The organism is Bacillus sp. AFS018417 (assembly GCF_002560985.1).
Lineage (GTDB): Bacteria > Bacillota > Bacilli > Bacillales > Bacillaceae_G > Bacillus_A > Bacillus_A rhizoplanae.
The window spans coordinates 38,983-62,437 of record NZ_NTTM01000016.1; the positions used below are offsets into that span (position 1 = coordinate 38,983).

22 protein-coding genes are annotated in these 23,455 nt (G+C 38.8%); 13 read left to right on the plus strand and 9 right to left on the minus strand.

Annotation, left to right across the window (positions count from 1 at the left end; translation table 11 throughout):
- Positions 1–121: 121 nt before the first annotated feature.
- Both CN326_RS08790 and zwf read right to left on the minus strand, forming a co-directional pair.
- Entirely contained in the window at positions 122–733 is a 612-nt protein-coding gene (locus CN326_RS08790) for a cyclase family protein (protein WP_098308368.1), read from the minus strand.
- Between the two features lie 28 nt (positions 734–761).
- Complete coding sequence (gene zwf / locus CN326_RS08795; protein ID WP_098308495.1) at positions 762–2,237, minus strand: glucose-6-phosphate dehydrogenase; 1,476 nt, start codon at positions 2,235–2,237, stop codon at positions 762–764.
- Positions 2,238–2,638: 401 nt separating this feature from the next.
- Between zwf and CN326_RS08800 the strand changes: the two genes are divergently transcribed.
- The 3 genes from CN326_RS08800 to CN326_RS08810 all read left to right on the plus strand — a co-directional run bounded on the left by CN326_RS08800 (position 2,639) and on the right by CN326_RS08810 (position 3,757).
- The gene (locus CN326_RS08800; RefSeq protein ID WP_098308497.1) at positions 2,639–2,971 is read left to right on the plus strand and encodes a DUF1904 family protein; all 333 of its coding nucleotides are present in this window, start codon (positions 2,639–2,641) and stop codon (positions 2,969–2,971) included.
- A gap of 95 nt (positions 2,972–3,066) precedes the next feature.
- The gene (locus tag CN326_RS08805; protein WP_098308370.1) at positions 3,067–3,381 is read left to right on the plus strand and encodes a heavy metal-binding domain-containing protein; all 315 of its coding nucleotides are present in this window, start codon (positions 3,067–3,069) and stop codon (positions 3,379–3,381) included.
- A 97-nt stretch (positions 3,382–3,478) separates the two neighbouring features.
- Positions 3,479–3,757 carry a nitroreductase family protein gene (locus CN326_RS08810; protein ID WP_098308372.1) on the plus strand — a complete coding sequence of 93 codons (279 nt, stop codon included), beginning with the start codon at positions 3,479–3,481 and terminating at the stop codon, positions 3,755–3,757.
- A gap of 58 nt (positions 3,758–3,815) precedes the next feature.
- Here CN326_RS08810 and abc-f read toward each other — a convergent pair whose 3' ends face one another.
- The 4 genes from abc-f to CN326_RS08830 form a co-directional block, all read right to left on the minus strand.
- Positions 3,816–5,453, minus strand: coding sequence for a ribosomal protection-like ABC-F family protein (abc-f, locus tag CN326_RS08815; RefSeq protein ID WP_098308374.1), 1,638 nt, complete (start codon positions 5,451–5,453; stop codon positions 3,816–3,818).
- Between the two features lie 285 nt (positions 5,454–5,738).
- Positions 5,739–6,275, minus strand: coding sequence for a flavodoxin family protein (locus CN326_RS08820; RefSeq protein WP_098308376.1), 537 nt, complete (start codon positions 6,273–6,275; stop codon positions 5,739–5,741).
- 5 nt (positions 6,276–6,280) lie between these two features.
- Positions 6,281–6,649, minus strand: a complete 369-nt coding sequence (locus CN326_RS08825) for a MerR family transcriptional regulator (protein ID WP_098308499.1) — start codon at positions 6,647–6,649, stop codon at positions 6,281–6,283.
- 50 nt (positions 6,650–6,699) lie between these two features.
- The gene (locus CN326_RS08830) at positions 6,700–7,593 is read right to left on the minus strand and encodes a LysR family transcriptional regulator (protein ID WP_098308501.1); all 894 of its coding nucleotides are present in this window, start codon (positions 7,591–7,593) and stop codon (positions 6,700–6,702) included.
- Positions 7,594–8,037: 444 nt separating this feature from the next.
- Between CN326_RS08830 and CN326_RS08835 the strand changes: the two genes are divergently transcribed.
- Positions 8,038–9,060 (plus strand): YeiH family protein, encoded by a 1,023-nt coding sequence (locus tag CN326_RS08835; protein ID WP_098308378.1) that lies wholly within the window; start codon positions 8,038–8,040, stop codon positions 9,058–9,060.
- 310 nt (positions 9,061–9,370) lie between these two features.
- Here the strand turns inward: CN326_RS08835 and CN326_RS08840 are convergent, their stop codons facing one another.
- Positions 9,371–9,811, minus strand: coding sequence for a MerR family transcriptional regulator (locus CN326_RS08840; RefSeq protein ID WP_098308380.1), 441 nt, complete (start codon positions 9,809–9,811; stop codon positions 9,371–9,373).
- Between the two features lie 328 nt (positions 9,812–10,139).
- Between CN326_RS08840 and CN326_RS08845 the strand changes: the two genes are divergently transcribed.
- Positions 10,140–11,342, plus strand: a complete 1,203-nt coding sequence (locus CN326_RS08845; protein WP_098308382.1) for an MFS transporter — start codon at positions 10,140–10,142, stop codon at positions 11,340–11,342.
- 489 nt (positions 11,343–11,831) lie between these two features.
- Here the strand turns inward: CN326_RS08845 and CN326_RS08855 are convergent, their stop codons facing one another.
- Positions 11,832–12,233: an exosporium protein D gene (locus CN326_RS08855; protein WP_098308387.1), complete on the minus strand. Its 402-nt coding sequence runs from the start codon at positions 12,231–12,233 to the stop codon at positions 11,832–11,834.
- Positions 12,234–12,705: 472 nt separating this feature from the next.
- A complete protein-coding gene (gene bcaP / locus CN326_RS08860; RefSeq protein WP_098308389.1) occupies positions 12,706–14,115 on the minus strand; it encodes a branched-chain amino acid transporter BcaP in 1,410 nt (469 codons plus the stop codon).
- 259 nt (positions 14,116–14,374) lie between these two features.
- Here bcaP and CN326_RS08865 point away from each other — a divergent pair, with 259 nt between their 5' ends.
- The 8 genes from CN326_RS08865 (at position 14,375) to ppaX (ending at position 23,448) form a co-directional block, all read left to right on the plus strand.
- Entirely contained in the window at positions 14,375–14,563 is a 189-nt protein-coding gene (locus CN326_RS08865) for a DUF4362 domain-containing protein (protein ID WP_098308391.1), read from the plus strand.
- Between the two features lie 240 nt (positions 14,564–14,803).
- Positions 14,804–16,786, plus strand: a complete 1,983-nt coding sequence (gene uvrB / locus CN326_RS08870; RefSeq protein WP_098308393.1) for an excinuclease ABC subunit UvrB — start codon at positions 14,804–14,806, stop codon at positions 16,784–16,786.
- Between the two features lie 5 nt (positions 16,787–16,791).
- The gene (gene uvrA, locus CN326_RS08875; protein ID WP_098308395.1) at positions 16,792–19,662 is read left to right on the plus strand and encodes an excinuclease ABC subunit UvrA; all 2,871 of its coding nucleotides are present in this window, start codon (positions 16,792–16,794) and stop codon (positions 19,660–19,662) included.
- 56 nt (positions 19,663–19,718) lie between these two features.
- Positions 19,719–20,051 (plus strand): magnetosome magnetite crystal formation protein family, encoded by a 333-nt coding sequence (locus CN326_RS08880; protein ID WP_098308503.1) that lies wholly within the window; start codon positions 19,719–19,721, stop codon positions 20,049–20,051.
- Between the two features lie 287 nt (positions 20,052–20,338).
- Positions 20,339–20,713, plus strand: coding sequence for a phage holin family protein (locus CN326_RS08885; protein WP_098308397.1), 375 nt, complete (start codon positions 20,339–20,341; stop codon positions 20,711–20,713).
- A 170-nt stretch (positions 20,714–20,883) separates the two neighbouring features.
- Entirely contained in the window at positions 20,884–21,813 is a 930-nt protein-coding gene (hprK, locus tag CN326_RS08890) for an HPr(Ser) kinase/phosphatase (protein WP_141525008.1), read from the plus strand.
- A gap of 72 nt (positions 21,814–21,885) precedes the next feature.
- Positions 21,886–22,698, plus strand: a complete 813-nt coding sequence (gene lgt, locus CN326_RS08895) for a prolipoprotein diacylglyceryl transferase (protein WP_098308399.1) — start codon at positions 21,886–21,888, stop codon at positions 22,696–22,698.
- 111 nt (positions 22,699–22,809) lie between these two features.
- Complete coding sequence (gene ppaX / locus CN326_RS08900) at positions 22,810–23,448, plus strand: pyrophosphatase PpaX (RefSeq protein WP_098308505.1); 639 nt, start codon at positions 22,810–22,812, stop codon at positions 23,446–23,448.
- Positions 23,449–23,455: the final 7 nt, after the last annotated feature.

The window sequence follows — 23,455 nt, forward strand, 5'->3', positions numbered from 1 at the left end:
GCTTTCACTGAGTTTTAATGTGGGAGTATTACTGCCCGTTAATGCGGGATAAAATAAAAGGTGGACCAAGATTGAAATCTTGGTCCACTTTTTTATCCCGCTATTTGCGGGCAGTTTCATTTTATTGAAATAATAACACACGTGCTGGTGCTGCATCTGTACCCATTAGTTTTAATGGAGCTGCGACCATAAAGTATGTTCCTGCTTCTACTTCTTTAAATGTTAATCCTTCGATTACAATAATATCGTGCGCAAATAGTGTTTTATGGGTTGGATGCCCTTCTTGTGCACGTTCAACACCTAACGCATCAATACCGACACCGCGAATGCCCTTTTCAGCAAGCAGCTTCGCACCGCTTTCAGCTAAATAAATAAAGTCAAAGTTAAATCCTTCATCAAAGGAATTCTTTGTTTTAAATAAGACAAAATCACCTTTTTGAATATCGAAATCTTTCAGGTCTTCAGCAGTAATGCCGCCCTCAACATTTGTCAGGTCAAAAACCTTTGCTTCGCCTACTAATTTCTCAATATCAAGCGTTTCAAATGTATCTCCGTCATTTATCATGTGCAAAGGCGCATCAATATGCGTTCCTGTATGAGCATCCATTTTTAATGTGGATTCTGTTACATGACCGTTTGTAACTTTGGAAAGTTGAGGCTGTTTTTCCGGTTTATTTTTATATACCGGCATTCCTTCGTAAATAGGTACTGTAATGTCATATACTTTTTTCATAAAAATTCTCCTTCCGCCTTTGCTATGATTAGATTGAGTAGTCGCCATCATCTGAAATAGGCCACCAATGGAAGCCATTTTCCGCAAGTAGATCATCAGAAGCTTGAGGTCCCATTGATCCTGATTCGTAAGTAAGTAAATCGGTTGATACATCCTGTTTCCATGCTTTAGAAATAACATCAACAAATTTCCATGATAACGCTACTTCATCCCAGTGAGTAAAGTTTGTTGCATCGCCTTGAATTGCATCATATAGCAGCTTCTCGTAAGCCTCTGGTGTATTTACTCCGTCTACGCAGTCATTGCAGTAATCAAGTTTAAATGGTGTCGTCTTTTCAGAAGTACCGATTTTCTTACCATTTAAAACAAGAGAAATTCCCTCATCCGGCTGAATATGAATAATAAGCAGGTTCGGATGAACGCTGTTTTCTGATTTAGAATATAAATTCATTGGCAATTCTTTAAACTGAATAACGATTTTTGTTGATTTTTCTTGCATGCGTTTACCTGTACGAATGTAGATCGGTACACCAGCCCAGCGGAAATTGTCTATTAATAATTTACCCGCCACAAATGTTTCCGTTCTTGAGTTTGGATCCACTTTATTTTCGCTTCTGTACCCAGGAACTTCTTTTCCGTTGATTGCTCCTGAACCATACTGACTTCGCACAAAATATTCATCCACTTCTTCTACTGTTATTGGTCGAAGTGCACGTAATGCTTTAATTTTTTCGCTTCGGATTTCTTCTGTTGTTAAACGAATTGGCGGTTCCATTGCCAATAAAGCAACCATTTGTAATATATGGTTTTGTACCATGTCTCTTAAGGCACCGGAATGGTCATAGTACCCTCCGCGATCCTCTACACCTAAAGATTCACTGGATGTAATTTGAATATTAGAGATGTATCTATTATTCCACAATGATTCAAATATTGCGTTTGCAAAACGAATGACACCAATATTTTGAACCATTTCTTTTCCTAGATAATGGTCAATACGATAAATTTCATCTTCCGCAAATGCGTGACGAAGTTCCTCATTTAATTTTTGTGCGGATGGGAAGTCATGCCCGAAAGGCTTTTCAATAATCAATCGATTCCAGCCGCTTGCGTTTGTCACACCTTCTGATTTCAAGTAAGAAGCGATTGTTCCAAAAAATTCAGGGGCCATTGCCATATAGAACATTCTGTTTCCTGGAATATTGAATTGTTCTTCTAGGTTAGTAAGTAATGCATTCAAATCTTGGTATGAAGCAGTATTCGTAACATCAAACGCTAAGTATCGGAAATGAGTTAAAAATTCATCTAAATCATCGCCTGGTTTAATTTTTGACTCTTGAATAGAGGAAAGTACATTTTCACGAAATACATCATCACTCCATTCACGTCTTGCCACACCAACAACAGCAAAATTTTTAGAGAGCTGCCCTTTTTTATATAGGCTATAGATAGAAGGGAATAATTTTCTCTTCGCTAAATCTCCTGTTGCTCCAAATATAACCATAGTGCAATATGCATTGTCGTTCTTGTTCACTGGGTACCCTCACCTTTATTAATGAATATTGAATAGCATCTCAGAAGATTTTAACACAATTTGAAAGAAGTCTCCTACTTTTAAGTATGTGTAGGAAAGTAGGAATAAATCTTGTAAATTATTTTAAGGCCAAGGTTATAGAAAATCAAAAGAAAAGCACGAAACCATCACTACAATGTAATTTATTTATTTTGAAGTCAGAAGAAGAGGGAAAATACGGCGCAATTAGGAACAAACAAAAACCTGCAGTTGTAAGAGTTAAGACGGAAAAGAGGGTCAATTGGGGATGCCGATCGATTCTGGTGCAGCGAAATAAATTGTGCTATGATGTGGATAAATATAGAATAAAGCCATTTAACGGAGGGATTCACTTGCCGCATATTGTATTTCGTGGAATTACTACTGAACAATTAAAGAGTATAAGTAAACCATTAGTAGAAGAGCTCGCAGAGATTTGCGAATGTGGTACAGATAATTTTACATTAGAACTACCAAATTCTACATTTGTATATAATGGAGAAGAAATAGAGGCTTTTCCTCTTATTGAGGTTAAATGGTTCGAACGTGGACAGGAAATTCGTGATCGATTTGCCGGGGCACTTACCACATATATAATGGATTTTGATCTTCCTGAAGTAGAGGTTGTATTTACGGTCTTCTCAGAACCAGCATATTATATTAACGGAAAACATTGTGCAGAATAAGGTTACTTAGGTTTTGGTGTGAATCTTAAAATTTATTCCGCTATTCGTGGGAACTGATTGAAACTTCACTTTATATACATAGGAGGACATATATTATGATCGTTACAACAACTTCTACTATTCAAGGAAAAGAAATTGAAGAGTATATTGATATCGTAAACGGAGAAGCAATTATGGGAGCTAATATTGTTCGTGATTTATTCGCTTCTGTTCGTGATGTTGTTGGTGGCCGTTCCGGTGCGTATGAAAGTAAGTTAAAAGAAGCACGTGATATTGCGATGGGCGAAATGAAAAATCTTGCAAAGCAAAAAGGCGCAAATGCAATTGTTGGTATCGATGTTGATTATGAAGTAGTTCGTGAAGGTATGTTAATGGTAGCTGTAAGCGGAACAGCGGTTAGAGTTCGATAAGGGAAGCAGCTGTGCGTACCCTATAATAATATGTGAACCCTTTTCTCTATCAAGAGTAAGGGTTCTTTTTATGTAAATAAATTAAGATTGTTATCATATGGATCCGTTCATTGGAAAATTCTCTAACGAGCAAGCTACTCGTGTGGCGATGATTGATGGTGGTTTAGTAGCGATGCAGCTTATGTTAGCAGCAAAAGCAAAAGGCTTTGATACTGTGCCGATTGGCGGTTTTCATCCGCAGAAGTTTGTAGAAGCTTTTAACGTTCCAGAAAACCTTGAACCTGTCATGTTAATTTGTGTAGGTAAAGCAGTTAAGGCTGGTTTTGAAAAAGTTCGTCTTCCGCTTGATGATGTGTTAACGTGGAATAAATTTTAATCATGTTTGATTTCAGATGAAAGAAAAAGGCAGTGTGATCTGCCTTTTTCTTTCATTTTTAGAGTAGGCGTGTTCTGCATTCTTGAATTTGACGTAGCAATTGCTCATATTCATTTTCAAGAAGAATAACATTATCATGACGTCCTGGCATTGAAATGCGCCCGATTACTTCTGTTAACTTTGTTTGTAAGCGCAACAGTTCCTGCTCTGCTGGATTGATAGAAGCTTGTTCTGTCCGCTTTGTATACTGTTCATAATTCCCTTGAAAGAGTCGTGGTGCTTCTTCATCTAGGTGTAAAATGTGATCAGCAATTTTATGAACAAAGGTGCGGTCGTGACTAATGAATAAAACAGTACCAGGATAATCTTGTAGCATTTGCTCTAGTTCTTCTTGAGTGGCGAGATCTAGATAGTTTGTCGGTTCATCAAGAAGGAGCATATTGTAGTCTCCTAAGAAAATTTTGACCAGCGCTACTTTCACGCGTTCGCCGCCGCTTAATACGTTCACTTGTTTATGAACATCCTCTCTTCGAAAGAGAAGACGTGCAAGAATCGTTCGTACAAATGATTCGTCATAACGTGTTTCTTCTATAACGTTTTGTAAAATGGTTTTGTCACTTTGCAGAATTGCTAATGTTTGTTCAAAGTAACCAATTTTACAGCTTTTCGAAAGTTGAATTCCTCGTTCATTTGCTTCAATCATATGAAATAGTGTTGTTTTTCCGCTCCCGTTTTTTCCGAGAATAGCAAGCTTTGCGCCCGGAGCCATACTTCCATTTATATTGTGAAAGAGGCTGCGGTTTCCAATCTTTTTCGTAACCTTATTAAACTGCACAACCGTTTTACTGTGAATCGGTGCGTGGTACTGTGCATCAAACTTTGCATGCGCAATTTCCCTTGGCTTTTCTTTCTTTTCTAATTGCTCTAATCTCGTTTCTAATGCTTTGGCGACTTTTTGGACGTTCCCTTGGCTGTAAGCGGCTCCTGATTTATATAGCTTAGATTCAGAAGAACTATAGCGAGTTGGGATTTTTGTCATACCGGCAGCTCGCTGTTGCCTGCTGGTGATTGCTGTTTCTAAGCGCTGTTTTTCTTTCGTATACTGTTCATATTCTGATTGTTGGCGCTGCCTTTGCTGTTCTTTTTGCTCGCGATAGTTTGTGTAATTTCCTTTATATTCACGAACAGAGCCATCTTCAATTTCGATAATCTTTGTGCAAATGGCGTCTAACAAGGAACGGTCATGGGAAATTAGAAGGATTGCTCCTTTATAAGATTGTAATGCTTTCTCTAGTTGTTCTGTGCCATACATATCGAGATGACTCGTTGGTTCATCAGCGAATAAGATAGATGCTTCTTGTTCAAGAGCATGAGCAATTTTTAAACGTTCGCGTTCGCCGCCGCTCATATTCGTTGTGACATGAGAAATTCCCCATTGTCCTTTTGAAAGAGAAGAAGCTGTTTCTAATGTCTCTTCATGGAACTGCGGAATGATAGCGATGGAACCGTAGTGGTCGATTGTTCCGCAATCAGGTTCTATTTCTTTACTTAATATTTGTAATAGCGTTGATTTCCCTGCACCGTTTACACCGACGATTCCAATACGGTCATGCGCCTGAATATCAAGTGCTTGTAATGTAAATAAAGTACGATCACCATAGCTTTTTTCAATGTTTCGTGCTGTTAAAATGGTCATAAAAAAACCTCCCTAGTTTCACTAGAGAGGATATACGTCACCCATAGTATGTAAAAAGGTATGCACAAAAAAACAGTACACGTATTTTTTACATGTTCATGTCAAAAGAAAGTTATCGACAAAAGGGCATACTAATCCTCTTCTAGTTTTCATCATTTCGTTTCACTATTTGTGATGGATGAATAAAAAAGAGAATTAGAACTTCATTGGCCGATGTACCTTCCTTTCATAAATTTACATTTATTGTATGTGTATGGAGGTGTATTTGTCAAATCATTCTGTTAATTATTTTTGCTTGAAAGTACGATTATATACTTTTACTTTTTCTATTGTTTCTTTATCATTCACGATTTCGCCTGGTGCGTTGGCAACCCCAATCATATAACCCTCAAAAGAAGCTCCTACAAAGTCAAAAATATATTGAAACTGTGCAATAAGCGGGAGTGCCTTTAATTTTGGATTGTCACCGCCGACAATGACAACATACATTTTTTTCCCTTGCATACGTTCTTTGAAATGAAGTGATGCATCCCGCAAGCTTTGCGACCAGCGATCCACAAAGTTTTTCATATATCCGCTCATACCGTACCAATAAAGTGGCGTTGCAAACACAATTGTATCATGCTCAAGCATACGCTGAATGATATCTTCGTAATCATCGTCGATAGGTTGAAAGCCTTCTGCATCATGACGCTGGTCTGTAATTGGTTGGATTGTATGATTGCGTAAATATACTTCTTCAGCATGTACGCCTTCTAGCATCATATGCGTTAATTGTTCTGTATTCCCATTTGAACGTGAACTTCCGTGTAAAACGAACATATTTATCAATTCCTTTCTTTCCTTTGTTTCAACAGCGTAACGTGTTTTTGTAAGTTCGTTTGGATATGAGAAAGTAACGAAATCTGCTTTGTTACTTCAGCGAGCTTTTCTTCGTAAAGCGTAATGATACTGCTGCATGGATTATCATAAAAGTGTGGCTCTATTTCTAAACAGCGCAGCATTCGCGCGGTTTCTTCTAAGTTTAAACCTAACTGTAAATACATTTGAATGAGCTCTACTTTTTCAATCATCGCTTCATCAAAATCACGATAGCCATTTGTGAGCCGTTTTGAAATAAGCAAGCCTTTTTCCTCATAATACCGTAGGGAGCGTTCACTTACGCCTGTATGTTTAGATAATTCTCCGATGCGCAAAACCATCACTCCTTCTCTCCTTATTCTAAACCTTCACATTAGTGTAAAGGTCAACTATGTTTATCCGCAAAGTTTTGCACATGATCTAAGAATACTTGAATCGCTTTGGAAGGAATGAAATATTTTCCTCGTACAATAGAAAAAGGGCGCATGAGCTTTTCGTTTGGGACAGGTATATGACATACTTCGCCAGCTTGCAGTTCTTTACGTACCGTCCAATCTGATAAAATCGCAATTCCGAGTCCGGCAGCAACGGCTTCCTTTACACTTTGAATGCTGCTAAATGTGAAGTAACGCTTCATTTTTAGATGATGGTCATGGATGAAGCGGTCGCTGTAAGCTCGCGTTCCTGAACCGGTTTCGCGGAGCACCCATATTTGATCTTGCAGTATGTTTGTATCAATCGGACTTGTCATTGTAAGAGGATGATTTGGTGGAACGACAAGCTTCATTTCATCCTCCATAAATGATTCTACGTCTACATCTGTGTATATCACTTGCCCTTCTACTAAGCCAATATCTAGTTGATTCGAGCGAACTCCCTGTAAGACCTCTTCTGTATTCGAGATAAAGGTATGAACTTCAACGCGCGGATGTTCCTTCGCGTAGTTTGCTAATATCTTGGGAAGAAGATATTCTCCGATTGTAAAACTGGCGCCAATGCGCAGTGTACCCGTAACAATATTATGCAGGTCATGAATTTCTTGTTTTGCTTCTTCATATAGAGTGAGCATTTGTTTTGCATGTATGTATAAAATGTTCCCAGCTTCTGTGACTTGCACATGTTTTGGTGAGCGTTGAATGAGCGTTGTACCAAATTCATTTTCTAAATTGCGAATGTGCATGCTTACCCCGGGCTGTGAAAGATTCAACATTTCGGCAGCTCTTGAAAAGTGTTTTTGCTCTACGACTGTTACAAAAATTTTTAAAATGTCGGTGTTTATGAGACTCATTCCTTTCGGTGAATAAAATAGTCGGCTCCGCTTTTCTTATTGTCCAGCTCTAGCGGCAAGAGTGGTCGGTGGCTTTGCTTCTTCCGCCGAGGTAAAGAGCACCTCTTTGTCAGAAACCCCATCCCTCTCCCATTCTGAACGAGCCGCTTCCGTTTATCGTTATATCCCGCATTAACGGGCAGTAAAACCCACACCTCAAGATTCAGAGAGAAGCGAGGAAGATAGGTGTGGGTTTTACTGCCCGTAAAAGCCCGATTGGTTCAACTAACCATCAGTGAAAAAAATCGTTCACTGATGGAAGTTTCACTTTATTTTATCATAAGTTTTCTTGATGATTGAGATATCATATTAGTATTAAACTTATGATTAAAATACTCTTATAATGAAAGTAGAACGAACATGCATGTTATAAGATGATTATTGGAGTGGTATAAAATGGAACAAATGTTAGAGTTACAAAAGGAGAAGCGTTTTGGATTTGCGCAAGGTATTGGGATTACGTTACTTATTGCTATTGTTGCAAGATATTTGGCGCAGCTTCCATTTTTAAGTATTATGGGCCAATTAGTGATTGCTATTCTAATTGGAATGGTATGGAGAGCGGCAATTGGTGTACCAAGTCAAGCGATCGCAGGAACGAATTTTGCGAGTAAAAAACTACTGCGTCTAGGGATTATATTACTCGGTATGCGGTTAAATTTAGTTGATATTGTGAAGGCGGGCCCGAAGGTATTGGTTATGGCGGCAATTGTCATTACGTTTACACTTATTGTTGTATATGCATTAACACGTGTTTATAAAGTGGAGAAGAAGCTTGGCATGTTAACAGCATGCGGAACAGCGATTTGCGGAGCAGCAGCAGTTATTGCGATTGGACCACAAGTAAAAGCAAAGGACGAAGAAGTAGCGGTTAGTGCAGCGATCGTTGCGATTTTAGGAACTATTTTCACATTAGCATATACGCTACTATATCCTGTACTTCATTTGTCTCCGTATGAATATGGTGTTTTTTCAGGTGCAACATTGCATGAAATTGCTCATGTAATTGCAGCGGCAGCACCTGGTGGAAGCGAGTCGGTGGATATTGCGGTAATTATGAAGTTAACGCGCGTTGCCTTTCTTGTACCTGTGGCAATTTTAATTGGCATATGGTTTCAGCGCGGAGAAGAATCGGGGGAAAAGAAATCTTGGCGTGATGTTCCGATTCCGTGGTTTATTTTTGGCTTCTTAGCAGTTAGTGCGTTTCATTCATTAGGAATTGTACCTGAAAAAATTGCAAGCGATATTGTTGTTGTTTCTTACATGCTTATGGCTATGGCAATGGCTGGGCTTGGTTTAAATGTAGAATTTAAGACATTTCGTAAACTAGGAACAAAAGCATTTGTTGCAGGATTGATTGGATCGGTATTGCTTTCTGTTCTTGGATATATACTCGTAAAGGTATTACATTTTGCGTAGAAGACCGAGGATTATGATACGATCAAATGGAGTTTGGAATAGATAAAAAAAACTGCTGAACGTTATGGTTCGGCAGTTTTTTTATAAATCCGTATTCTTAGAATATGTATCTAGCAATCAAATAGGCTTGATAGGGCTTTTTCCCATCGCCATCAAGTTAAGAAATTCATTGTTCCCCAAAACGAAGAAAATGAGCTGAATTCTCGTAGACAACTGTGGAGGGATAAAATTTTTGTTTTGGAGGTACTTCAAAATATTAGCTTGGTGGGCAGGGGTATTTAATTACTTTACCTTGATGGAGATGTGTTTCCTATTGCCCAGATTCTTCTTCCTCAAATCGAACCAACGCTGCTTTCGCACGGTCCCTAAGTGAGACTAAATCTTCTTCGACCTTTAAGAGGTTTTTCTTTTTTTGTTCGATGAAGTTCAGCTGCTCTTCGATAGTATTTACTACTTTTCTTAACTTTTCTGTTTGTTCACTTGTGCCTTTTACTTGCCTGTAATCCGCTTTGTGAAGCTCTAACGTGTCGCTGAGCGCGATGAATTGCTGAAGCTCTTGAAGGGAAAAGCCCATTACTTCTTTGGCATTTGTGATTTTTTTCAGGAAGTCAATATGTTCCTGGGAATATAATCTTATGCCTCCTTCACTTCGCGGGGGAGCAGGCAGCAGTCCGATTTGTTCGTAATATCTGATGGTTCGTTTCGTTAAACCGCTTTGTTTCGCTACGTCATCTATTTTTATTCCGTCCATCATTCCGCTCCTATGTTTCTTTATTTTTACTATTACACTAACAGGATGGAGCTTTTTAGCTCAAGAATATTATACTACAACCAAAGCTTTTCAGAAAAAACAAGCAGTTTACGCTAACGAAGAAGAGGAAGTTATTAATAAAATCATTCTTTTGTCCACTTTAATTAACGTTGACGTCAAGGTTAGAAAGTTTTATACTAATATTTGTAACGAAATTGCAATCATAGCTTTTTCAATATAAAGGGGATGGATAAGAGATATCAATCAGAGACCCGTAAACGGTAGGTTGAACTCGCCCCAAAACTATATATAAAGGAGTTTGGAATGGATGAATTCAAATCAATCATATTCACTTAGTGCCCAAAACCAATCGGCCAAACAGCCGCTTGTCGTTTGGGTTATCTTTTTTGCCTCAATCATTTCTTTCATGGGCTTAGGACTTGTCGATCCTATTTTACCTGCGATTGCAGAACAACTTCATGCAACCCCAAGCCAGGTTTCCTTACTATTTTCAAGTTATAACTTGATTACTGGGATTGCGATGCTGATCACCGGCGTTGTCTCCAGCAGGATTGGCATTAAATGGACTTTATTGACCGGTATTCTATTTATCATCGTCTTTTCGGCACTGGCGGGTTCTTCAGACGGCATATGGCAAATTGTCGCTTTCCGCGGTGGATGGGGACTTGGTAACTCATTGTTTATTGCCACAGCGTTGTCTGCGATAGTAAGTTTATCTGTAGGCGGAACCACCAAAGCAATCATTTTGTATGAAGCAGCCATCGGGCTTGGTATTTCCGTAGGCCCGCTGCTTGGCGGAGAATTAGGCTCTATTTCTTGGCGCGGCCCGTTCTACGGGGTAAGCGTGCTAATGATCATCGCTTTTTTTGCTCTTTTATTAAAAATGCCTCAGGTTGCAAAGCCGAAAGTAAAAAGCTCTATCCTTGATCCGATCAAAGCATTGAAATTCCCTGGATTATTAAGACTTGGGATTACAGCATTCCTTTATAACATCGGATTTTTCACGTTAATGGCATATGCTCCATTCGTCATGGGATTGGATGAGCATGGATTGGGATATGTGTTCCTTGGATGGGGAATTTGTCTCGCTATCACATCCGTCTTTGTTGCTCCGAAGCTTCAAGCCAGATTTGGAACGATTAAATCAATGTGCGCGATGTTAACCTTGTTTGCATTAACTCTTTTGGCAATGGGAATTTGGACAGAATCAAGAACAGTTATTATTGTTTCTGTTATCATCGCAGGCCTATTCTTGGGAACGAATAATACTTTGATCACTACAGCGGTTATGCAAGTTGCGCCAGTAGAGCGCGCTACGGCCTCCGCAGCATACAGCTTCGTCCGTTTCATCGGCGGAGCGATCGGACCTTGGCTGGCAAATAAGCTTGCTGAAACGTATACTCCACATGTTCCTTTCGTAATTGGCGCTGTATTTGTATTCTTGGCCATGCTGGTCGTTGCTTTTGGACGGAAACACATTGCACATGTAGATCAAGTTAGCGGCCACTAAAAAAGCACGTGCTCTCAAGCCATGCACAGCCGCGGATCAGTGTACACAGGCAACTATATATGAGAGGACGCAACGAATAGTTGGATTAATGGGTATTATGTAGACGGAAATGGTGTTTGAAGCAATAAATAATTAGTTATTGAAAAACTGCTGAGGCTTTGTGCTTTAGCGGTTTTTTTATTTTGAATGAGATGTTAAAAATTTCTTGAAGCTATTTCATTGGGGGATTCACTTTGTTTTATTTGCTGGTACGCACATTGTATTTTTTTTTTGTATGGATTGGTGTCGCTTGAAAATATAGCTAGTTTTGATGCAGATGTATTTTTAAATGAAATCGCGAATCGTGTGAGTAAAGTGTGGAGAATTGTTTTTTTTGTAGATACGCTTATTACTCTCTCTTATGTTATTTTCCCAAAAAAGAAAAAGAAAGAGAAAGAGATGTTGCCGCGCTAGGATAACATCTCTTTCTCTTTCCGTGCCCTTTATTTCTCACGGCAGATACAGATCAATTTTTTTGATGAATACATGTAATCCACCTTGAGTAGAGTCAAGATTTGAGACACTCAAGCTCTTAAAGTTTTCTACTTGAAATATTCTTGTACTTTCTGTAATTATAGCGGTAATAGGATTACAGGGGCTTTTTAATATAATGGTTACCGTCAAAGGTAAAGGATCTCCACCTTTTAATGAGACAGAATTCAACTGAAGTAATGTTTTATTCTGATTATCAGTAAAATCTTGAAAAACAGGTTGATGGCTAGTGCCTCCTGGTATGAGAACTAGTACTGGGGAATTTGTTGATCCAATTGTATGATTTCCAAAAAAACAGTTATGAGTATTTGATTTATCTTTAAGACATTCCTCATCAGATTTGTCATGATGATCAGGCATATTGATGTTAAACCTCTTTTCTTTATTTTTGATACATTGTATTCCATAAGTAGAAAACACGTGTGGACAATGCGTGACGAGCTAGCTGTTCATTCAAGTTGAAAACATCTTGTTTGAGCTACGTGAATTTGGTGTATGTCAATATATAAAAAAGCTGCTGCCCTTAATGGACAACAGCTTTTTTGTTACCTCGTATTATCGGATAGTAAAACCCCTGAGGGAAGTTTCACTTTATCCCGCTCTAACAAGCAGTAAGAAAAGATGGGAGTGCAAGAAGAGGAACTGCTTGTAAGAGCCCGATTGGTTCAACTAACCTTCTGGGAAAAAAACGCTCCTAGAAGGAAGTTTCACTTTATCCCGCCCAAACAGCCGGTAAGAAGTTAGGCAAGGAAGAGAAGCAAACCGTCTGTAAGGGCCCGATTGGTTCAACTAACCATTCGGAGGAAAAGCATCTCCGAATGAAAGTTTCACTTTATGCGGCGTCGTCTTTTTGTTCGTTTCTCAAAGTACTGTTTTTATATCCGTAGCTGAAATATACAATTAAACCGATAACTAACCAAACGCCAAAGCCAATCCATGTTGTTACTGGAAGCTGTAATGTTAGGTATCCGCAGAATAGAATTGCTAATATTGGAACCCATGGTACGAATGGTACTTTAAAGGCACGCGGCAAGTCTGGCTGTTTTTTGCGTAAGATGATAACGCCAATTGATACAACGATGAATGCGAATAATGTACCGATGTTTGTTAGTTCTGCTAGCTTGCTTAATGGAACGAAGCCAGCAAAGAAAGCAACCATAGCTGCTGTAATCCAGCTATTCATAACAGGTGTTTGCGTTTTTGGGCTTACACGAGAAAGTGCTTTTGGCAGTAAGCCATCGCGGCTCATTGCATAAAATAAACGTGTTTGTCCATATAACATAACGAGTAGCACTGTTGTAATCCCAGCAATTGCTCCTAAAGAGACAAGGCCGGCAACCCAATCTTGATGAATATATTGCAGTGCAAATGCTACAGGGTTCTTTACATCTAACTGACTGTAGGGAACGATTCCTGTTAATATTAATGAAACAACGATATATAAGATTGTACAGATTGCTAAGGAAGCGATAATACCAATTGGCATGTTACGCTGTGGATTTTTTACTTCTTCAGCAGCTGTTGATACAGCATCAAATCCAATATAAGCAAAGAATACAGTTGCAGCTCCAGTTGTTACGCCAGAGAAGCCAAATGGCATAAATGGTGTCCAGTTTTCAGGTTTTACATAGAAAGCACCAACACCGATGAATAAAAGAACAACAAATAATTTGATAGCTACCATAATAGCGTTAAAACGAGCTGATTTTTTTGCGCCTCTTGTTAATAACAATGTCATGATGAAAATAATGCAAATTGCCGGTACGTCTACATATGTTCCAGCCGCAGGGTTGTAAGCACTTGTTAAAGCATGCGGCAGTTTAATGCCAAATCCAGCTAATAATCCTTGGAAATATCCTGACCAACCAGATGCAACGGCTGAAGATGCCAATCCGTATTCTAGAATTAAATCCCATCCTAAAATCCAAGCGATTATTTCTCCAAATGTTGCATAGCTGTAAGTGTATGCACTACCTGATACTGGTACAGTTGAAGCGAATTCGGAATAACATAGTGCCGCGAATACGCAGGCTAAACCTGATAAAATAAACGATAAAATAAGTGCTGGTCCTGCATGTTCGGCTGCGGCAACGCCGGTAAGAACGAAAATACCTGTTCCGATAATGGCGCCGACTCCTAACATTGTTAAATCAAATGCCCCTAAATCCTTTTTTAAAGAAGCTCCTTTCTGCTGCGATTGTGCTAACATTGCGGAAATCGATTTTTTTCGAAATAGATCCATATAAATCCCTCACCCTCATAGTTGTTATAATATTCTGAACATTAAGATCAAGTTGTCGTATAATGTCGAATCTTTAAACGTATTGTAATATGAAAAATGGGCATTGTAAATATAAAATTTTTAGAAAATTCTACCTATACAAAAAAACGATGGACTTCTTGTCGATATTTGTATAGGTGTTTTTATTGCTACGCTAAATTTCATTTTGGATGGTAGTATTAAGCGAAACTTCCATCAGTGGGGGTCTTATTGCCCGTTAATGCGGAATAAAGTGCGTATTGTGAATTATACAGATGAAGGAGATCCGATTTTTCAAACATTAGATTATGATGGAATCAATATAAACTATCTTTTTGATGATTCCAACGATAAATTTGGAGGAAGTCATAAAGGAAAAAAAGTGATGTGTGTAAAGGGATTATGGAAGAAAAAAGCGGTGAAGACGTAAGCTATAAACTAAGTAAATGTAAAGGAAATCATGAGTATATCAGTTATTTTTTGCTGAAGGTACCTCATGAATAACCATGGGCAGATGCTTAGTAAATAAGGCTCTTTTTTGTTATTACATATTAGATTTGTAGAAACGCTGTCGAATTGTTTATCGAATGCTTGTTCGTTTTTTTGGTTTTTTTATGAGTATTCGTGGTAAAATGAGAATACAGATTTTTTACGAGGAGGGCGGATTTATTTGGAACATCAATTTGAAATTGTCTCAGAATATTCTCCGCAAGGTGACCAGCCAAGAGCGATAGAGCAGCTGGTAGCTGGGATTAAAAATGGTAAGAAACATCAAGTGTTGCTTGGAGCGACAGGAACGGGTAAGACATTTACGATTTCAAATGTCATTAAAGAAGTGAAGAAGCCAACACTTGTAATGGCTCATAATAAAACGTTAGCAGGACAGCTATACAGTGAGTTGAAAGATTTCTTTCCGAACAATGCGGTTGAATATTTTGTTAGTTACTACGACTATTATCAACCGGAAGCGTATGTACCACAAACCGATACGTTTATTGAAAAAGACGCACAAATTAATGATGAGATTGATAAATTGCGTCACTCAGCGACATCGGCTTTATTTGAACGAGATGATGTCATTATTGTAGCGAGTGTGTCTTGTATTTACGGTTTAGGTTCTCCAGAAGAATATAGTGAGCTTGTTGTCTCTTTACGTGTTGGTATGGAGAAGGAACGCAATCAATTGCTTCGTGAACTTGTTGATGTGCAGTACGGCCGTAATGATATTGACTTCCAGCGTGGAACGTTTCGCGTGCGCGGGGATGTAGTTGAGATTTTTCCAGCATCCCTTGATGAACATTGTATTCGGATTGAGTTTTTTGGCGATGAGATTGATCGTATTCGAGAAGTGAATGCATTAACAGGTGAAGTATTAGCAGAACGTGAGCATGTGGCAATCTTCCCGGCATCTCACTTCGTCACACGCGAAGAAAAAATGAAAGTTGCCATTGAAAATATTGAAAAAGAATTAGAAGAACGTTTAAAGGAATTAAATGATAACGGTAAATTATTAGAAGCGCAGCGGATAGAGCAGCGGACACGTTACGATTTAGAAATGATGCGTGAGATGGGCTTTTGTTCAGGGATTGAGAACTACTCCCGTCATTTGACGCTCCGTCCAGCTGGTTCAACACCATATACATTATTAGATTATTTTCCTAAAGATTTTCTTATCGTGATGGATGAGTCGCATGTATCAGTGCCGCAAGTAAGAGCGATGTACAACGGAGATAAAGCGCGGAAACAAGTGCTTGTCGATCATGGATTCCGTCTGCCATCAGCGCTAGATAACAGACCGCTTATGTTTGAAGAGTTTGAAGAGAAAACGAATCAAGTTGTGTACGTATCAGCAACGCCGGGACCGTATGAATTAGAACATACACCGGAAGTTGTGGAGCAAATTATTCGTCCAACTGGGCTTTTAGATCCGCAAATTGATGTGCGTCCAATCGAAGGACAAATTGATGATTTATTAGGAGAAATTCACGATCGAATTGCAAAAAATGAGCGCGTTTTAATTACAACATTAACAAAGAAAATGTCAGAGGATTTAACTGATTACTTGAAGGATGTTGGTATTAAAGTAAATTATTTGCATTCTGAAATTAAAACATTAGAACGGATTGAGATTATTCGCGATCTTCGTCTAGGAAAGTTTGATGTGCTTATTGGTATTAACTTACTTCGTGAAGGACTCGATATTCCAGAAGTGTCGCTTGTAGCAATATTAGATGCAGATAAAGAAGGATTCCTTCGTTCAGAGCGCTCGCTTATTCAAACGATTGGTCGGGCAGCGCGTAATGCAAATGGTCATGTTGTGATGTATGCAGACCGAATTACAAAATCGATGGAAATCGCAATCAATGAAACGAAGCGTCGTCGTCAAATTCAAGAAGCATACAATGAAAAACATGGGATTACACCAAAAACAATTCAAAAAGAGGTGCGCGATGTTATTCGTGCAACGATGGCTGCGGAAGATACAGAAACGTATGAGACAGCACCACTAACTTCTAAGAAAATGACGAAAAAAGAACGAGAAAATGTTATTGCAAAAATGGAAGCGGAAATGAAAGAAGCTGCAAAAGCGCTTGATTTTGAACGGGCAGCTGAGCTTCGTGATTTATTACTAGAACTAAAAGCAGAAGGGTGAAGGCGATGAGTAAAGATTTTATCGTTGTAAAGGGTGCGAGAGCCCACAATTTAAAAAATATTGATGTCACCATTCCGAGAAATCAACTTGTTGTTGTAACAGGGTTATCTGGTTCAGGGAAATCGTCGTTAGCATTTGATACGATTTATGCGGAAGGACAGCGCCGTTATGTAGAATCACTATCGGCGTATGCACGTCAATTTTTAGGGCAAATGGATAAACCAGATGTGGATGCAATTGAAGGATTGTCTCCGGCTATTTCAATTGATCAAAAAACGACGAGCCGCAATCCGCGTTCAACAGTTGGAACGGTGACAGAGATTTACGATTATTTACGTTTATTATTTGCGCGTATCGGAACACCGATTTGTCCAAATCACGGCATTGAGATTACATCGCAAACAGTTGAGCAAATGGTAGATCGTATTTTAGAATATCCAGAGCGTACGAAGCTGCAAGTGCTTGCACCGATTGTATCAGGCCGTAAAGGTGCACATGTAAAGGTGTTAGAAGATATTAAAAAGCAGGGGTACGTCCGCGTTCGCGTTGACGGGGAAATGCTTGATGTATCGGAAGAAATTACGTTAGATAAAAATAAAAAGCATTCGATTGAAGTTGTAATTGACCGTATTGTTGTGAAAGAAGGAATTGCAAGCCGTCTTGCTGATTCATTAGAAACGGCTTTGAAGCTTGGTGAAGGTCGCGTTTTAATTGATGTAATCGGAGAAGAAGAGTTGCTGTTTAGCGAGCATCATGCTTGTCCGCATTGCGGATTTTCTATTGGTGAACTTGAGCCGCGCATGTTTTCTTTTAACAGTCCGTTCGGTGCCTGTCCGTCTTGTGACGGTCTTGGTGCGAAGTTAGAGGTAGATCTTGATTTAGTGATTCCCAACTGGGATTTATCATTAAACGATCATGCGATTGCACCTTGGGAACCGACAAGTTCACAATATTATCCGCAATTGTTGCAGTCTGTTTGTAACCATTACGGCATTGATATGGATGTACCGGTAAAAGATATTCCGAAACATTTATTTGAGAAGGTGTTATACGGAAGCGGAGATGAAAAAGTATATTTCCGCTATGTGAACGACTTTGGCCAAGTAAAGGAAAGCGATATTATTTTTGAAGGTGTAATTCCTAACATTGAGCGCCGTTACCGAGAAACAAGCTCCGATTATATTCGTGAGCAAATGGAAAAATACATGGCAGAGCAAGCTTGTCCAAAATGTAAAGGCGGTCGTTTAAAACCAGAAAGTTTAGCTGTTTTTGTAGGTGAGAAAACGATTGCGGAAGTAACGCAGTTTTCTGTTAAGGAAGCACATGATTTCTTTACCGATATTGAATTAACAGAAAAGCAACAAAGTATTGCCAATCTTATTTTGCGTGAAATTAAAGAGCGTCTTAGCTTCTTAGTTAACGTAGGACTCGATTATTTAACACTTAGCCGTGCAGCTGGAACATTATCAGGCGGAGAAGCGCAGCGTATTCGCTTAGCGACGCAAATTGGATCGCGGTTAACGGGTGTATTATATATTCTTGATGAACCTTCTATCGGTTTGCATCAACGTGACAATGACCGCTTAATTCAAACGCTGCAAAATATGCGTGATTTAGGAAATACGCTTATTGTTGTTGAACACGATGAAGATACGATGATGGCTGCAGACTATTTATTAGATATTGGTCCTGGTGCAGGTATTCACGGCGGGCAAGTCGTTTCAGCCGGTACGCCGCAAGAAGTGATGCATGATGACAATTCCTTAACAGGACAATATTTATCAGGCAAAAAGTTCATTCCAGTTCCGCTAGAGCGCCGCAAAGGTGATGGCCGTAAAATTGAGGTCATTGGAGCGAAGGAAAATAATTTAAAAAATGCGAAGATGTCATTCCCGCTTGGTACATTTGTTGCTGTGACGGGTGTATCAGGTTCAGGGAAAAGTACATTAATTAATGAAGTGCTATATAAAGCAGTTGCTCAAAAATTATATAAATCGAAAAGTAAGCCTGGTGTGCATAAAGAAATTAAGGGTCTTGAGCATTTAGATAAAGTGATTGATATTGATCAATCACCAATTGGGCGTACACCGCGTTCAAACCCAGCGACATATACAGGTGTGTTTGATGATATCCGTGATGTGTTTGCACGAACGAATGAAGCGAAAGTGCGCGGTTATCAAAAAGGGCGCTTCAGCTTTAATGTGAAAGGTGGCCGCTGTGAAGCGTGCCGCGGCGATGGAATAATTAAAATTGAAATGCACTTCTTACCAGATGTATATGTTCCATGTGAAGTTTGTCACGGAAAACGTTATAATCGTGAAACATTAGAAGTAAAATATAAAGATAAAAATATTTCTGAAGTATTAGAGATGACAATTGAAGATGGAGTAGAGTTCTTTGCGAATATCCCGAAAATTAAACGTAAGCTCCAAACGCTTGTGGATGTAGGACTCGATTACATGAAGCTCGGTCAACCAGCGACGACGTTATCGGGCGGAGAAGCGCAGCGCGTGAAGCTAGCATCTGAGCTGCATCGCCGTTCAACAGGACGAACGTTATACATTTTAGATGAACCGACAACTGGTCTTCATGCACATGACATTGCTCGTCTATTAAAGGTGCTTCAGCGTCTTGTTGATAATGGTGAAACAGTGCTTGTGATTGAACATAATTTAGATGTTATTAAAACGGCAGACTACCTTATTGATCTTGGACCTGAAGGCGGCGATAAAGGCGGACAAATCGTTGCAACAGGTACGCCGGAGCAGGTTGTGAAAGAAGAGCGTTCTTACACAGGCAAGTATTTAAAAAGTGTTTTAGATCGTGATAAAGCACGCATGAAAGAAAAAGTAGAAGAAGTAGAATTAACACAGTAAAACAAACATCTAATAAGGAAGTATTACTTCTTTATTAGATGTTTTCTGCTATATCCATGAAAAAGGGAGTGGATTTTGTGGATTCTACGCAAAAAATTTTAGCTTCATGCTGCTATTTCAGTATTTTTTTTGCCCCGTTATTGTTTCCAATTATCGTGTATTTTGTTGTTCCTCATGAAGATGTGAAATCTCATGCAAAGAAAGCTTTCATTTCACATTTACTACCATTTTTTTGTTTATTTCTCGTGTTTTTATTTGTATTTGTTATGAACACACCAGAACAAATTGGTGTACTCGTACTTGTAGCTATGTTGTTATTTGGTCTTGTGAATCTTGTTATTTTTATATGGAATATTGTGAAAGGTGTACAGGTGCTTGCGAATGAGTAAATGATCCCGCTACTTTTGGGCAACTCAAGATTCGGAAAAAAAGCATCTGCGAAAGGAAGTTTCACTGTACCCCGCTCAAACAAGCAGTAAGCAAAGATGAAAATTCGAGAAGGAGGAACTGCTTGTAAGAGCCCGATTGGTTCAACTAACCCTTCGGAGGAAAAGGCATCTCCGAAAGGAAGTTTCACTGTAATTGTACTTGGTTTTTTTTTCTGATTTGGAGTATTATTGTTGATATATGTAGTTTGGGTTGTAATTGTCCCTAATGAAAAGGAAGTGTAAGGAATATGAGATGGATTCTATCACTTATTGTGAATAGTATTGTGCTAATTGCTGTATCGGGTCTTCTTAAAATTTTTGCACCAGGTGCGTTTGAAATAGCAAATATAAAAACAGCAATTATTGCAAGCTTAATTTTAGCAGTTTTAAATGTAGTTGTGAAACCATTCTTAATTTTAATTACGCTGCCAATTACGATATTAACATTTGGTTTCTTCTTAATTGTTATTAATGCGATTACGTTGGAAATTACAGATTCGTTACTTGGCGATGCGTTTAATTTATCTGGATTTGGCGTAGCGATTGTTGCAGCAATCTTTATTTCGATTTTAAACATGTTAATTGATAAAGTGATTATTGAACCATTGTCTGAGAAAAAATAAGTGGAGAGTATAAGTATCCGACAAAACGTAAAACATTTTGCGCAAAGCGTGGAATGTTTTTTTCTTTTTGAAAAGAAACCGTGTTTCTTGTTTTAAGAAAAAAATGGTACAATAGCGGGGAGAGTGGTAGTACGCTGCTTAGATACATTCCGCAACGTGGAGGTTTACATATGCCAAAAGTTCGAACGAAAGATTTAATTGAACATTTTCATTTAGAACTAGTAAGCGGTGAAGAAGGAATTCATCGTCCGATTGATACAAGTGATTTATCACGACCTGGAATTGAAATGGCGGGATTTTTCACATATTATCCAGCGGATCGTGTTCAGCTTCTTGGGAAAACAGAGCTTACTTTTTTTGATACGTTAACAGAAGGACAAAAGCAAGCGCGTATGCAAGCACTTTGTACAGAAGAAACACCGTGTATTATCGTAACGCGCGGTCAAGATGTACCTGAGGAATTAATGCAAGCATCTCGCCAGACAGATGTGCCCCTGCTGCGTTCACCGTTAAAAACAACACGCTTATCAAGCCGCTTGACGAATTACTTAGAAAGTAAATTAGCACCAACAACAGCAATTCATGGTGTATTAGTTGATATTTATGGTGTTGGTGTAATGATTACAGGACAAAGTGGTGTCGGAAAAAGTGAAACAGCACTTGAGCTTGTGAAACGCGGACATCGACTTGTGGCTGATGATAGTGTAGAAATTCGTCAAGAAGATGACGATACACTAGTCGGAAGTTCACCGGAGCTAATTGAACATTTACTTGAAATTCGTGGCCTTGGCATCATTAACGTTATGACGTTATTTGGTGCAGGTGCAGTGCGTAATCATAAACGTATTTCACTTGTAATTAATCTTGAGATTTGGGATCAAAAGAAAAACTACGATCGCCTTGGTTTAGATGAAGAAAAAATGAAGATCATTGATACAGATATTACAAAGATTACACTTCCAGTACGACCTGGTCGAAACTTAGCTGTTATTATTGAGGTGGCAGCGATGAATTTCCGTTTAAAACGTATGGGTGTCAATGCAGCGCAGCAATTTTCAGAGCGTCTTATGAGTGCGATTGAACTAGGAGATCAAAATTAATATAAGTGAAACTTTCATCAGTAGAGGGGTTCTTTCTCCTCCACTGATAGAAAGAGAAAGGGAGTAGAGAATATGCTGTTAGGGTCTGTACCACAGCTTGATCGTGTGGCGATTCAGCTCGGACCGTTTCCGATTTATTGGTATGGTGTAATTATTGGCACTGGTGTCTTACTTGGCTTATGGCTCGCAACTCGGGAAAGTGAACGGCTTGGTCTGCCGAAAGATACAATTATTGATTTAGTATTGATTGCGGTGCCGATTGCAATCCTTTGTGCACGTGCATACTATGTTATTTTCGAATGGGGCTATTATTCGCAAAATCCAAGCGAAATTCTTAGAATTCGTCACGGCGGCTTAGCCATTCATGGCGGATTAATCGGAGCAGTTATTACAGGATGGGTATTTGCGAAAAAACGCGGTCTTTCTTTTTGGAAGCTAGCAGATATTGTTGCACCAAGTATTTTACTTGGACAAGCGATTGGACGCTGGGGAAACTTTATGAACCAAGAAGCACATGGCGGTGAAGTGACGCGTCAATTTCTCGAAAGTTTACATTTGCCACAGTTTATTATAAATCAAATGTATATTGATGGTGTATATTACCAGCCGACATTCTTATATGAATCATTATGGGACTTTGCTGGGGTTATTTTGCTTTTACTTCTTCGTAAAGCGAATTTACGCCGCGGTGAACTATTCTTTACATATTTAATTTGGTATTCTACTGGGCGCTTCTTTATAGAAGGATTACGTACAGATAGCTTAATGCTCGGCCCGCTTCGTGTTGCACAAGTTATATCAATTGCCATAATTATCGTCTCCATCATTTTCATTGTTGTGAGACGCAAAATGGGGTATGCAGATAAACGATATTTAGAACAATAATGATATAACTTTGTGATTCAGTGAATGAGTCGGGGTTGAATGAAAAAAGTAGCGTCACATATGCGGCGCTGCTTCTTTTCTTATCATACAACAACAAAGGATGGCGAAAAGATGAAAATTAATACAGTGTTATTTGATTTGGATGGAACGTTGATTAATACAAACGAACTTATTATCTCTTCATTTTTGCATACATTAGAAAAATACTATCCAAATCAATATAAACGTGAAGATGTACTGCCATTTATTGGTCCGTCATTACACGATACATTTAGTAAAATCGACGAGAACCGAGTGGAAGAACTTATTCAATGTTATCGTGATTTTAACCATGAACATCATGATGAATTAGTAGAAGAGTATGAAACAGTGTATGAAACTGTACAGGTGCTTCGGGAAAAAGGTTATAAAGTCGGGATTGTAACAACAAAGGCGCGCAAAACTGTTGAAATGGGATTACAGCTAACGAAATTAAAGCAGTTTTTTGATGTTGTGGTAACAATTGATGATGTAGAACATGTGAAACCACATCCAGAGCCAATTCAAAGGGCACTTCAGTTATTAGAGGCAAAGCCGGAAGAATCTTTGATGGTAGGCGATAACCATCACGATATTGTTGGTGGACAAAATGCTGGTGTGAAGACAGCTGCTGTTGCATGGACAATTAAAGGACGCGAATATTTAGAGTCTTACAAACCTGATTATGTGTTAGAAAAAATGAGTGACTTATTAACAATCTTACCTCACTAATCGTTTT